Source organism: Fretibacterium sp., from assembly GCF_057312375.1.
This window is the reverse complement of record NZ_DBHLDX010000054.1, coordinates 1-12,972: the sequence shown is the minus strand read 5'-3', so window position 1 is coordinate 12,972 and position 12,972 is coordinate 1. Positions and strand designations below refer to the sequence as shown.

Annotated in this window: 9 protein-coding genes and 1 tRNA gene; 7 read left to right on the top strand and 3 right to left on the bottom strand. The window is 65.9% G+C overall.

Translation table 11 applies throughout. The annotated features are described in order from the left end of the window. Positions 1–207: 207 nt before the first annotated feature. A complete protein-coding gene (locus ACO41U_RS08125; protein ID WP_485943031.1) occupies positions 208–1,242 on the bottom strand; it encodes a threonine aldolase family protein in 1,035 nt (344 codons plus the stop codon). A 239-nt stretch (positions 1,243–1,481) separates the two neighbouring features. Here ACO41U_RS08125 and ACO41U_RS08120 point away from each other — a divergent pair, with 239 nt between their 5' ends. The 7 genes from ACO41U_RS08120 (at position 1,482) to ACO41U_RS08090 (ending at position 8,826) form a co-directional block, all read left to right on the top strand. Then, entirely contained in the window at positions 1,482–2,843 is a 1,362-nt protein-coding gene (locus tag ACO41U_RS08120; protein ID WP_485943029.1) for a mannose-1-phosphate guanylyltransferase/mannose-6-phosphate isomerase, read from the top strand. A 143-nt stretch (positions 2,844–2,986) separates the two neighbouring features. After that, complete coding sequence (locus ACO41U_RS08115; protein ID WP_298779559.1) at positions 2,987–3,457, top strand: OmpH/Skp family outer membrane protein; 471 nt, start codon at positions 2,987–2,989, stop codon at positions 3,455–3,457. A gap of 210 nt (positions 3,458–3,667) precedes the next feature. Next, positions 3,668–4,855, top strand: a complete 1,188-nt coding sequence (locus tag ACO41U_RS08110; protein ID WP_485943027.1) for a hypothetical protein — start codon at positions 3,668–3,670, stop codon at positions 4,853–4,855. A gap of 100 nt (positions 4,856–4,955) precedes the next feature. Beyond that, a tRNA-Leu gene (locus ACO41U_RS08105) sits at positions 4,956–5,039 on the top strand. 71 nt (positions 5,040–5,110) lie between these two features. Then, positions 5,111–6,082 carry an FkbM family methyltransferase gene (locus ACO41U_RS08100; protein WP_485943025.1) on the top strand — a complete coding sequence of 324 codons (972 nt, stop codon included), beginning with the start codon at positions 5,111–5,113 and terminating at the stop codon, positions 6,080–6,082. Then, the gene (locus ACO41U_RS08095) at positions 6,079–7,008 is read left to right on the top strand and encodes a glycosyltransferase family 2 protein (protein ID WP_485943023.1); all 930 of its coding nucleotides are present in this window, start codon (positions 6,079–6,081) and stop codon (positions 7,006–7,008) included. The genes ACO41U_RS08100 and ACO41U_RS08095 overlap by 4 nt, the downstream gene beginning before the upstream one ends. Positions 7,009–7,131: 123 nt before the next feature. Beyond that, entirely contained in the window at positions 7,132–8,826 is a 1,695-nt protein-coding gene (locus ACO41U_RS08090) for a DUF6056 family protein (protein WP_485943021.1), read from the top strand. On the opposite strand, the gene lpxK is transcribed toward ACO41U_RS08090, so the two are convergent. Continuing rightward, the gene (gene lpxK, locus ACO41U_RS08085) at positions 8,827–11,130 is read right to left on the bottom strand and encodes a tetraacyldisaccharide 4'-kinase (protein ID WP_485943019.1); all 2,304 of its coding nucleotides are present in this window, start codon (positions 11,128–11,130) and stop codon (positions 8,827–8,829) included. Beyond that, entirely contained in the window at positions 11,127–12,917 is a 1,791-nt protein-coding gene (locus ACO41U_RS08080; RefSeq protein WP_485943033.1) for an ABC transporter ATP-binding protein, read from the bottom strand. Before ACO41U_RS08080 ends, lpxK begins: the two co-directional genes overlap by 4 nt. Positions 12,918–12,972 lie beyond the last annotated feature (55 nt).

The following is a 12,972-nucleotide window of genomic DNA, read 5'->3' as shown; positions in this document are numbered from 1 at the left end:
GCCTCAGGTACCCCCTCAGCTACCGCCTCACCCTCAATATCTCACCTGTAAATCTTTTGTCAAGGTACAAAAACCCGCTTCGACTTCAAAACGGGTCGCTCGCTCAGAGCTTGGATATATTACACCAAAAACTTCCCCTTGTAAAGCCCCCTGGGGCAAATTTAGCGTTTTTCAGCTCTCAACCAAAACTCTTCCATAAACATTCCTCTACAGGGTCCCGATCCGTGCCGTCAACGCATCCACGCTCTCCGGCGTCGTGGCCCAGCTGGTGCAGAAGCGCACCGCACTCCGCTCCTCGTCCATCCGCTGCCACCGCTCGAAGGAGAACTCCCCCTTCAATTGCTCGATCTGATACTCCGTCAGGATGGGGAACTGCTGGTTCGTGGGGGAGTCGATGAACAGGGGGAACCCCCTTTCCAGAAAGGCGGCGCGGATTCGCATAGCCTGCTCGTTGGCGTGCCGGGCGATCTCGAAGTAGAGGCCGTCCTCAAAGAGCGTTTCGAACTGGATGCCCAGGAGCCTGCCCTTGGCCAACATGCCGCCCTGCTGCTTGATGAGCGTGCGGAAGTCCTTCAGGCGGCCCGGGCGCGACCGCACCACCGCCTCGCCGAAGAGCGCCCCCACCTTCGTCCCGCCGATGTAGAAGACGTCGCACAGGCGCGCCACGTCCTGAACCGTGACGTCCGTCCCCTGAGCCGTCACGCCATAGCCCAGGCGGGCGCCGTCCAGGAAGAGCGGCAGCCCGTAGTCCGTACACACCGCGCGCAATTCCTCAAGCTGCCTCTTGCTGTAGAGCGTGCCGTACTCCGACGGGTGGGAGATGTACACCATGCCGGGCTGCACCCTGTGTTCGCGCGTTTCGTCGTCGTAGAAGTCCTTCAGGTACTGCCGGACGGTTCCCGCGTCCAGGAGGCCGCGCTTGCCCTGGAGCGAAAGCACCTTGTGCCCCGTGCTCTCGATGGCGCCCGCCTCGTGGACGTTGATGTGCCCGCTTTCGACGCAGAGGACCCCCTGACACGGTCTGAGGAGCGCCTTGATGACCGTCGCGTTCGTCTGGGTCCCGCCCACGAGGAAATGGACCTCGGCGTCCGGGACGCCCACGGCCTTCTGAATCAGCGCCCTTGCGCGCTTGCAATGGGGGTCCGCGCCATAGCCCGAAGTCTGTTCCAGATTCGTTTCCGCCATCCGTGCCAGGATGCGCGGATGGCATCCCTCCTGATAATCGCACTCAAATCGAAACACTCGAAACGCCCCCTCAATAACGATGATCGACTTCTCAATTCATGTATATCCACTATAACGGGCCCCGAAGCAGCGCGCAAGGGGCGTCCGGCGGGACCCCCAAAAGATTTTGGAAAACGGACCGCCGCGGCTTTACTTTTTTTGCCCTTTTCTCTATCCTGTTCCCTGCGGGCTGCCCCTTTGGCCCTTTGGAAGAGAAGGGCGCCGCACGACAACGAAAGCGAGGACAGGTGAAGACAATGTCCGAATCATACGGAATCATCCTCACGGGGGGGAGCGGCACGCGCCTCTGGCCGCGCTCCCGCGAGGACCTGCCGAAGCAGTTTCTGGCCCTCTGCGGCCCTGGGACGCTCCTGCAGGACACCCTGAGGCGGATGCTGAACGTCGTCCCCATCGATCGGATGCGCGCCGTGACGGGCGCTCAGTGGGAGGCCCTGGTGGCGCACCAGGCGCGCGAGGTCGTCCCCCTGCCGCCGGACTTCATCGTCCAGGAGCCCATGGCCCGCGGAACGGCGCCGGCCGTCCTCCTGGGGATCGAAGCGCTGCGGGAGGCGGGGGCGGGGGAGGAGGACGTGGTGATCGTCGCGCCGAGCGACCACATCGTTCAGGAGCCCGCCGCCTTCTCCCGCGCCCTCGAACTGGCGGTCGAGGCGACCCAGGAGGGGTTCATGGCGACGCTGGGGGTCGTCCCCAGCCATCCGGAAACGGGGTTCGGCTACATCAAGAAAGGGGCATCCCACGGCACCTGGTTTGAGGCGGAGGCCTTCGTGGAGAAACCCGACCTGCCCACGGCGGAGGCCTACGTCAAGAGCGGCGATTACCTCTGGAACAGCGGCGTGTTCGCGTTCGCCCTGGGGACTCTGACCCGTGAGATGGGCCGCACGGCGCCGGACCTGGCGGCCCAGGCCGGCCGGGGGACCGCGTTTCTGCGCGAGGCGTTCTCCCGCCTGCCCCCCATCTCCTTTGACTGCGCCGTCATGGAGCGGGCTGGCCGCGTGGCGGTGACCCCCATGGACGCGGGGTGGTCCGACGTGGGGTCCTGGGACGCGCTGCACGACGTGCTGGAGCGCGACGATCAGGACAACGCCGTCGTGGGGGACGTGACGCTGCGGGACGCGCGCAACTGCCTCGTGGACTCCCGCAACCGGCTGACGGTGCTGAACGGCGTGGAGGACCTCGTGGTGGTGGACTCGCCGGACGCGCTCTTCGTCACCCGGCGAGGGGCTTCCCAGGAGGTGCGCGCCGTCGTGAAGGAGCTGAAGGGCCGCGGGCGGCGCGAGGTCAGCCAGATCTCGGAGAGCAGCCGGCCCTGGGGAAGCTACCGCGTTCTGCACGAGGACGAGCGGCACCGGGTCAAGCGCAGCATCGTGATGCCCGGCAGGGCCGTCCCCCTCCACACCCACCGCCACAGCACCGAGCGTTGGATCGTCCTCCATGGGACGGCCCGTGTGACCCTCGACGGCGCGGAGAGCTTTCTCTATGAGGGTATGGAGCTCTTCGTCCCCAGAAACGCCCCCCACAGCCTTGAGAACTGCGGCCACATCGACCTTGAACTCATCGTCGTGCAGGACGGCGAGTACCTGGGGCCGGACGACGCCTGAGCGGAAACGCCCGAAGCGCGAGCCGAATCTGCGTAATCCTGACGTTTGCCCTCCTGCGGGCAGGATGCTAGAATGGCCCCGTCATTCAAACGGGACGTCCGTTCGCGGAGGCCTGTGTTCTCTAGTTTAGGAGGGATTTTTCTATGATTTTGAAAAAGTCTTCGTTCCTGTGTGCAGCTGCACTCCTCTTCGTCCTTGTCGCCGGTTCCGCCTCCTTCGCGGCTCAGAAGCCCGCCGCCACCGTGCCCGTTGAGGGCGTGGGCGTCATCGACATCGACGAGGTCGTCAACAAGCACCCCGGCATGGCGAATGCGAGGCAGCAGGCGGCCAACCTCTCGCGCCAGAAGGAGAACGAGGCCAAGGCGGCTGCCGACAAGGAGAGCGATCAGGCCAAGAAGGCCCAGATCATCCAGCAGAAGCGTATGGAGCTCGTTAAGGAGCAGCAGGATCTCATGGACCCCATCTATCGCGAGTGTCAGCAGGCGGCACGGGATGTTGCCGCGAAGCAGAACCTGACCCTCGTCCTCAACAAGTCCATCGTCCTCATCGGCGGCACGGACATCACGCAGGACGTCATTCAGCAGCTCTCGAAGGTCGCTGCCACAAAGAAATAAGAACGTTCCCAACGCCACAGCAAGCGACGGACCTGACCTCGGGCCCGTCGCTTTTTTATTGTCCAATCGCCGTAACGGCCGGCCGCGGAACTCGAACAAACGGCGGTCTTACACTATAATAAAAACGGCGCAGAGAGAGCAGCACGCGCTTCACTCCAACGCGCTTCTCTTTATGACTTTTCATAATTTTTGAAGGGAGATCGGCTGAAGATGCGGGACAAAAAGGCCTTGATCCTCATGGCGGCGCTGTGGTTCGCGCTGTTCGGCGCCGTCATTCCGGAGAGGGCGCCTGCGGCGGAGTCCCCGAACTGGATGTGGACCGTCTTCGTGGTTCCGCCTCAGGGCGGCTGGGAGACCGAAACAGGGAGGTCGATCCTGACGGTGCTGGCGTGGCACGAGGCCAACATCGCGGACAGCGGCAAGGGCATCGGCGGGCACGACGTTCACTTCGTCCCCGTGGCCGAGGCGGGCGAGGCCTCGGAGGTACGGCTGCCCCTCGACGAGCACACTGCAGCGGTGATGAGCTTCGCCGTCCCGGAGGTGGACCGCGGGCTGATCCAGCGCCTGGAGGGTCAAAAGGTGCCGCTCCTCCTGGCGGGAGGCGAGGAGCTCCTCATCGACAAGGACGGCCGTCCCCTGCCGAACGTCTTCGCGCTCGACATGTTCCGGGACTACCGCTGCGCGGCCTTCGCCAACTTCGCCGTGCAGACGCTCCATCGCAAGGCCCACGTGGCCCTGGCGGCCAGCCGCTTCACCGTCGATCAGGAGCGCGAGGCGAAGATCACCTACTCCCTTCTGGACCAGGCGGGATTTATGCCCATGCCCTTCTGGATGGACGCCTCGGTGAGCGACAGCTTCTCCATGGTGGCGCAGGAGATTCGGAGCGTTTCCGACGGCGTGCTCATCGCCTTCATCGGCGGCATGGGAGCGCGGGAGATGTGGCGGGGGGTCATGCGCGTCGGGACTCCGTGGCAGCTCTGGAACTGCGCCGCGCCGGAGCCGCTCTACCTCTCCTGCAAGGGGATGCTCTTCGCGGACCAAAACCTGTTCCTGTCCGAGCGGGGCGGCTTCAGCGCCCTGAAGCGGCAGCTGTGGGACACGCGCGCCATGCAGCTCCAGGACCTGGTGCCCGCCGGCCGCGCCAACGCGCTGGCGGAGTGGCTGACGAGGGGGATCGGGGCCCTGCCCCAGCCCGTGGACCGACTGGATCGCGACGCCCTGCTCGCTGCGCTGAGCCGAGTTCGCGGCATCCCCTTCGGCGCCCAGACCCTCGACGTCACCCCGTCGCTGCACCGTCCCGCCAGCCGTCAGGTCTACATCGTGGAGGTGCGCGACCGTCGCTTCATCCTGAAGGACACCCTGATGACGGACGCCCTGCCCTACGCGCCGTCCTACTGAACCGGTCGCCCGTGTGCTACAATACTTTGAGCCGGCCTGCCGCTTCAGACAGGGCGGCGGTGTCCGTTATCCTCCGCCGGGGGGTAACGGAGGTTTCTTAGCGGAGGTGGCGAAACGGCAGACGCACCAGACTTAGGATCTGGCGCCTTCGGGCATAGGGGTTCAAGTCCCCTCCTCCGCACCAGTTCATGGTCATGAGCCGGCAACTAAAAGAGCCCTGCGCCCCTGCCTGGGCAGGGACTGAGGGGTGTCGCGATGATGGAAACGCACAAGGTCAAGGGAGAACGCTTTTTTATCAGGGTTCTGAAGATCCTGGCGCGGAGGTGGAAAAGGGTACGCGAAGGACAGGATAACGTGGCGGATTTCTTCCTGTTCTTCGTCGATCAATCCTCCCGCGTCCTGTTTGGGAAAAACCCCCATTTTTACAGTCGGAGGAAGGTTCGTCAGTTTCGCGAAGTGATCCGGGACGACGGCTATCAAGTTAAGGACGCAAAGCTCCCCCTGTTGGATAAGGAAAACGAAAACCTCCTGTTCGGCTACGTCTTTGAGGACACTTTCTTCTCCTACCTTTACCTCGACGATCGGTACGATGAGGAGACGGTAGATCGCTGCGACGCCTTTTTGTACGAGGGGCTCTATGGCCTTGTGAACGATTTCGTTGACGTCAGGGTGCGGCGCGGCGACGTGGTCATCGACGCAGGAAGCTGGATAGGGGACTTCGCCGCCTACGCTTCTGCAAAGGGGGCAAGCGTTTATGCCTTTGAGCCTCTTGACCCGGCCTTTGGGTATCTCTCAAGGACGGCGGAGCTCAACCCCAACGTTGTGCCGGTCAAAAAGGGGCTTGGGGACGAAAACACTCATAGTTCCATCTTCTGCGATTCCTGCAACACGGGAGCAAATTCGTTCCTGAAAAACATGTGCGTCGGGCAAGCCACCGCAACGGCGGTGGAAACGGTGAGGCTTGACGACTTCGTGAGGGAAAACGCCCTGCCGAGGGTCGATTTTATCAAGGCGGACATCGAGGGATACGAACGATATATGCTGATGGGAGCGCAAAAAACCTTGAAGCGCTTCGCTCCAAAGCTGGCGCTCTGCACCTACCATCTTCCCGACGATCCTGAGGTCCTGTCGAAACTCATCAAACAGGCTAACCCTGCCTATAACGTCGTTCTGAAGAGCAAAAAACTGTACGCCTCACTTCCCCCGGAAGGGACGAGGACGCAATGATATCGCTTCTCTGTCCCTGCTATAACGAGGAAGCGGTCCTTCCTCTGTTCTTTGAACGGATCACCTCCGTCATGGAAGGAACCGGACAGGACTTCGAGATCGTCTGCGTCAACGACGGCAGCTGCGACAAGACGCTCGACCTCCTCAGGGAGCGGGCGGAGGTGGACGAGCGCGTCAAGGTGGTTGACCTCTCCCGAAACTTCGGCAAGGAGGCAGCCCTGACGGCGGCGCTGGATCACGCCATGGGCGACGCGGTGGTGCCGATCGACGCCGACCTTCAGGACCCGCCGGAGCTGATCGGCGTCATGCTTGAAAAGTGGCGCGAGGGGTACGAGGTCGTCCTGGCTCATCGCTCCAACCGCTCCTCGGATTCGTGGCTGAAGCGGGTGACCGCCCGAATGTTCTACAAGGTACACAACAGGATATCCCGGCCGGAGCTGCCCGAAAACGTGGGGGACTTCCGGCTGATGGACCGCAGGGTGGTGGACGCCCTGGGAGACCTCCGGGAGACGCACCGCTTCATGAAGGGGCTCTTTGCCTGGGTCGGGTTCAAGACCTGCATCGTCGATTACGTTCGGAAGCCCCGCGCTGCCGGGGAGACGAAGTTCAACGGCTGGCGGCTTTGGAAGCTTGCCGTCGAGGGCATCACCTCCTTCAGCACCTTCCCCTTGACCGTGTGGTTCTACCTCGGAAGCCTCACGGCGTTCGGCGCTTTCGCTTACGGCCTCTACATCGCCCTACGGACCCTGATCTGGGGGATCGAGGTACCGGGCTACGCCTCGCTGCTCTGTCTGATCCTCTTCTTCGGAGGTCTTCAGCTGCTGGGCATCGGCATCCTGGGCGAGTACCTCGGCAGGACCTACATGGAGAGCAAGAAAAGGCCCGTCTACGTGGTGCGCGAGGTCTATTGCAGGAAAGGGAGATAAGGGGATGCAGCACAGGGCCTCTGAAAAGATACCGAAAACTCAAGACGCTCACTCGGAAAAGCGGAGAGAGGGCGATCCCCCCTTCGGGGGGTCCGTGGCCCTGCTGTGTGAGGGGCGAAAGCCATGAACATTTCCCGGCAGCCGCACGACGCGCAGAGGACGGCCCTCGCCCTCCTCTGCGCGCTCTACATCGCCCTCTTTTGCTGGCTCGGCCTCTACGCCCGCCCCTCCGCCGACGACTACAACTTCGCTAACGCCTTTCTGGAGCAGGGCTTCTTCAACATGCAGAAGCAGTTTTACCTCCAGTGGACCGGGAGGGCGTTCAACACGTTTTTGCTCGCCCTGGCCGCCCCCTGGAGCACGGGACCCCTCTACGGCCTCCTGCCCCTCACGACGGTGCTGCTGTCCCTGGGGTCCCTCTACTTCTGCGTACACAGCCTCGTGCCGGGGCTCTCCGCCAGGGATAAGACGGCCTGTTCTCTTTTGCTGTGCGCCGCGTCCCTCTCCGCCCTGCCCGCCTTGAACGAAACCCTTTACTGGCTGAGCGGGATGCCCTACACCTGGGCGACCGCCCTCTCGCTCCTTGCGCTGGCCCTGGCGGGCCGGGCATTCCGGGAGAACGGCATGGGGGTAAACTCTTGGAGCTGCACATTCCTGTTGCTCCTGAACGGGACCCTCCTCGAGCCCGTCAGCGTGATGCAGGTCGTCCTGGCCTTTCTTGCGGTGCTTTATTTTCTGTCCATCGGTGCAGCGGCGAAGGCAAAGCGGGCCGCCGTCTTCCTGCTCGCCGCCCTGCTGGCTTTCCTCGTGATGCTCCTGGCGCCGGGGACAACGCTCCGCATGGGAGGCACGGCGACGGTCGCTTTTTTCCCAAGGCTGATCAGAACTCTGGGCGTCGCCGGGCTCTTCGGCCTCATGACGGCCCTCAGGTTCTTCACGGCCCCCATCGTCTGGACCTTCCCGCTCTTTCTGCCCACCATCGCTCAGGCCGTCCCGCCCTTCGACGGCCGCGTGACCTCCCGCCTCAAAACATGGCACGTCGTCCTGCTCACGGCCCTGATCGCGCCGCTGATGCAGGCCGTCGCCGGATGGGGAACGGGGGTTGGGCTACCCGAACGCGCAGTGAGCCTGACGCTCTGGCTGATGGGGACCGCGTGGGGGCTTCTGTGGGCCTTCGGCTATCGGCAGGAGGGAACGCTCGAACGGCTGCGCTCCTCCCACCTCTTCCGTTGGCGTTGGGGGCTCCTGGGCCTGTGCCTTCTCCTGAGCTCCAATTTCGTCGCCCTGATCGGGGACCTTGGGGTCGCTTCCGCCTACAGGGCCGAGTTGACGGCCCGCGACGAGTTGGTGCGGAGCCGCAGAGGGACGGGAAGCGGGGACGTCGTCGTCCCGCTTCTGGCGCTCAGGCCGCGGCTCTTGTTCTTCTCGGACCTGAGGCCCTGGTCGTCGGATTGGAAAAATCAATCCTACGCCGCATGGAACGGGGTTACGGGCGTCGCGGCCCTGCCGCAGGCGATCTGCGAGGACGAGCGGGCGCTGAGGGGCTTCCTGCGGGGGGACCCGATGGCCATGGAGAGGCTGGCCGAGGACGGAGGCCCTCACCTTCAGTTCCTGACGGGGGAGCTCTACGACACGACCTTCGCCTCGATGGAGGGCGTCGCGAAGGACGACGCCAAAGCGGCGGCGTGGTACCTCGGAGCCGCGGAACGGGGGGACGCTCACGCAAGGCGGCGGCTGACCCGCCTGTACGCCCTGGGCAAGGGGGTCCCGAAGAGTTACCTCAAGGCGATCCTCTGGCTCCTTCGATCTCAGCTTTAATTAAACGGCCTTAAACGTGAGGTGCCCGCCGTTGTCGCTCCCCCGTTCCCTGCGGGGCAGAAGCCTCGCGTAGACGCGCTGACGCAGGTCCCAGCCCAGCTCCGAAGCGGCGAAGTTCACCAGGTCCTCAAGCCCTCCCGGCGCGCCCATCCTCTGCCGGCCCGTCGCGCTCATGAGCCGGTAGCGCTCGGGGTCCTCCAGCACGCTTAAAGCCCCCTCCGCCAGAGCCTGGGCCGTGGGGGCCGTCAGGAGCTCCGCGTCGCCCAGGAGCTTCTTCTGCACGCGCTTGCCCTTCTCGTCGATGGAGACCACCGGAATCCCCAGCCCCGCACAGAGCTGATTGGCCGTCCCGCCCAGCCCCAGCAGCAGCGCCGCGCCACGGGCCGCCGACGACAGCGGCGCGTCGGTCAACGCGACGGCAAGGCCGTCCCGGCACAGGGCGGGCGTCCCCCCGTCCTCCCGGAGGGTCCATTCCCCGCAGGAGGCGCCGAGCCTCTCGCGGGAGAGCGTGGGCGCCAACACCATGCGAAAGGCGCAGCGTCGCAGCCCGGAGAGCCGCACCGCAGCGTCGAGGATCAGGTTGACGTCCCGATAGGCCCTCAGCCGGCTGCCCGGCAGGAGCAGGATGAGGGGAACGTCGTCCGGACCGGGCGGCAGGGGGGGCGGGTTGACGGCCCCATCCTCCAGCAGGTCCATGACGGGATTGCCCGCGTAGACGGCATTCGCCCCGGCCCGGACCAGTTGTTCCGCGCTCCCCGGATCCCGCGTCCAGGTGCGGAGGGCCAGGCGGCGGATCAGGGCGCGCTCCAGCCGCCAATGCCCGCTGAGCCGCACCGTCTTGGCCGTGGCCACGAACAGCGGCCGGACGCCGCTGCCCCACAGCGCGTGCAGGAGGAGGTAGACGTCCCCCACGCAGACCGGCGTCCGAATCGTTCCTCCGAGCGCCTGCCAGTCCCTTAACTGCGCCCTGACGTGGCTCAACAGGCCCGCCCGCATGTCGCTCAACAGGTCCTTCAGGTGGTACTTCACCACGCCCCCCGACGGCGTGACGGAGGGCGCGGAGGCCACGGGGAAGCCCGAGCCGGCGTAGGCGTCCCCGCGCCCCACCAGCGGGAAGGCCAGCACCTCCGCGGCGGGGAAGCGGTCTCTTAGCCGCCGCGCCAGCAGGACGCCGATGGCGTCCTCGCCATACCCGTTGGAGGCCACGGCCAGCCTCGGGCGCAGCGCTTCCGTCAGCGCGTCCAGGAATCGGGACGGCTCATCCAGCACGGCGGACACACAGGGGATCAGGAGGGGCAGGGAGGGGCACCAGCCGTCCGGAAGGTTGTAGAGGTCCTTCTCGGTGCAGGCCATGGCCTCCGCGCCGAGGGCCTCGGCCGTGCGGCACAGGGCGTCCAGCTCGCCGGGGCCGTAACGGTGGTGATCCCGAAAGCGGCGTTCGCCCACCGTCAGGAGCCCCGCGTCCGCCAGGGACCGCCGGAAGCTCTCCGGGCTACCGATGGCGGAGAAGGCCAGCACGCGAAGCCCCGGCGTCGGCGGGGCGCAGCGGGCCGGACGCGACGCGTCCGGCGCCCAGGCCTCCCAGCGATCCACCTCGACGCGGGAGGTGAAGACGCGCTCCAGCGGGACGAAGCGTCCCACCGTCTCCCGAAGCCTCGAGAGCGCCTCCGGCGTTGCCTGGTCCGCCTTGGTGATCATCACCAGGTGCGCTCTGGCTAGGGCTCTGACGGGCTCCCTCAGGATCCCCGACGGGATCAGCCGTCCGCTGCCGAAGGGGCAGGCGGCGTCGATCAGGACGATGTCCGCGTCCCGCCTCAGGGCGCGATGCTGAAAGGCGTCGTCCGCGATCGCCAGCTCCACCCCCATCTCCCGAAGCGCTCGGATGCCCAGCGCGCGCCGACGGGCCACCGCCACGGGGACCTCCGGAAGGCGGCGGGAGAGCAGGAGCGGCTCGTCGCCGACGGCGTCGCGGCTGCCCTCCCCGCCGAAGATCACCACGGGACTTCGGGTCCGCCCGCCCGAGTAGCCGCGGCTCACGATGCCCGGTCGGACGCCCCGCTCCGCCATGGCACGGGCCAGCATCTCCACGAAGGGGGTCTTGTTCGTGCCCCCATAGGTGAGGTTCCCCACGCTGACGAAGGGGATGGGGGGCTCCTCCGTGCGCCTCAGGCCGTGCCGGTACAGGAAGTCGATACAGGCTACGGCCCCTCGGACGGCCCATTCGGCCGGGTCCAGGAGACACCATGGCGACGCGCGACGCTCGCCCCGCACCCAGGCCATGTAGCTTTGAACGACGCGGTTCACGGGCGTCCGGCTCCCTCCGCCCCACGAGAGGGGAACTGCAGGCGATAGAGGTCCGCGTAGAGCCCGCCCTCTCGCAGCAGCACGGCGTGGCTGCCCTCCTGAAGGATGCGGCCGTCCTTCAGCACCAGAATGCGGTCCGCGCCCTGCACGGTGGAGAGCCGATGGGCGATGATGAGGGAGGTTCTGCCGGCCATGGCACGATCCATGGCCTCCTGGACCTGGCGTTCTGCGGCCAGGTCCAGGGATGAGGTGGCCTCGTCCAGGATCAGGATGCTGGGGTCGCGGACGACGGCGCGGGCGATAGCGATCCTCTGGCGCTGGCCACCGGAGAGGGTGACACCCCGCTCGCCCACCTCCGTGCCGTACCCCTCCGGAAGACCCTCGATGAAGTCCGCGATGTTCGCGACGCCCGCGGCCTCGCGCACGCGCCGCATCAGCGCCTCGTCCTTCAGCAGGTCCGGCCCGTCCTCCGCCAGTCCGTAGGCGATGTTGAAGGCCATGCTTCCCTTCATCAGGACACAGTCCTGGGGCACGATGCCGATCTGGCGCCGAAGCTCCGGCAGGCGAAGCGAGCGGACGTCCCGGCCGTCGATCAGCACGCGGCCCGACGTGGGGTCGTAGAAGCGGGGGATCAGGTCCGCCAGCGTGGACTTTCCGGAGCCGGTGGGCCCCACGAGGGCCGCCTTCTCCCCCGGGCGGACGGTGAAGCGGATGCCGCGCAGCACCTCCTGCCCCGCCGCGTAAGCGAAGCGGACGTCCTCAAAGGCCACCTCGCCGCGAAGCCGACCCGGCAGCTCCACGGAGTGGGACGTGTCCTCCGTGGGGGCCTGGAGCATGTCGAAGATGCGATCCGCGGCAGCGAGGCCGGTCTGCAGGGCGCCCATGCGGCTCATGACGGTGCGGATCGGCTGGACCATGAAGGCGATGTACCCGATGAAGGAGATGAGTTCGCCGGGCGTGAGGGACCCATGGATGACGCTTCGTCCTCCGAACCAGAACACCACGGCCAGCGCGCAGATCAGGAACACCTCCACGACCCCGGCCAGCAGGGCCTGGATGGACACGGCGTGGAGCAGCGCCTGAAAGTTCTGGAGGTTCCCCTCCCGAAAGCGCTTCAGCTCCTGTTCCTCCGTGGCGAAGGCGCGCACCACGCGGATGGCGGAAAAGGCCTCCTGGGCGATGGCGGTGATGTCCGCCAGCCGCTCCTGAACCCGGTGCCCCGCGCGGCGCAGCCTCCGGGCCGCGAAGGACAGGAGCCAGGCCACGACGGGCAGCACCAGCACGATCAGGAGCGTCAGGCGCCAGTTGATGTAGAGGATAAAGGCGAACATTCCCGCGAAGGTCACGGCATTGAAGGCCAGCTCCACGAAGGTGTTGGTGACGAGGCTCTGCAGCGTGGCCACGTCGCCCGTGATACGGCTCATCAGCTCCCCGACCCGTGAGGCGTCGATCCGCTGCAGCGCCATATGCTGCATCCGGTCGTAGAGCGCCACCCGGACGTCCATCACGACGCTCTGCCCCACCTCGTTCATCAAGTACTGCTGCCAGTAGGACGTCACGGCCTTGAGGGCGAAGATGGCGACGACGGCCAGACAGATGAGGTTGAGGCTCAGGACGCTTCGGGAGATCAGGACGTCGTCCACCACGCTCTTGAAGAGCCAGGGGGGCAGGACGTTCAGGCCGGAAGAGGCCAGCATGAAGGCCACCCCCGCTGCGAGGCGCAGGCGGTAGGGCGCGGCACAGGCGATGAGCCGCCGGGCGGCCCCCTGCGAGTCCTGCCCCGTCATGCGGCGCCGTCCCCCGCGGGAATGGCGTCGCACAGGCGGGCCGCCGCCCCCCCCC

What these genes read in the sequence shown, in the direction of transcription:
- ACO41U_RS08120 (WP_485943029.1), top strand. Translation starts at nt 1,482, where the DNA reads ATGTCCGAATCATACGGAATCATCCTCACGGGGGGGAGCGGCACGCGC.
- ACO41U_RS08115 (WP_298779559.1), top strand. Translation starts at nt 2,987, where the DNA reads ATGATTTTGAAAAAGTCTTCGTTCCTGTGTGCAGCTGCACTCCTCTTC.
- ACO41U_RS08110 (WP_485943027.1), top strand. Translation starts at nt 3,668, where the DNA reads ATGCGGGACAAAAAGGCCTTGATCCTCATGGCGGCGCTGTGGTTCGCG.
- ACO41U_RS08100 (WP_485943025.1), top strand. Translation starts at nt 5,111, where the DNA reads ATGATGGAAACGCACAAGGTCAAGGGAGAACGCTTTTTTATCAGGGTT.
- ACO41U_RS08095 (WP_485943023.1), top strand. Translation starts at nt 6,079, where the DNA reads ATGATATCGCTTCTCTGTCCCTGCTATAACGAGGAAGCGGTCCTTCCT.
- ACO41U_RS08090 (WP_485943021.1), top strand. Translation starts at nt 7,132, where the DNA reads ATGAACATTTCCCGGCAGCCGCACGACGCGCAGAGGACGGCCCTCGCC.
- ACO41U_RS08080 (WP_485943033.1), bottom strand. Translation starts at nt 12,917, where the DNA reads ATGACGGGGCAGGACTCGCAGGGGGCCGCCCGGCGGCTCATCGCCTGT.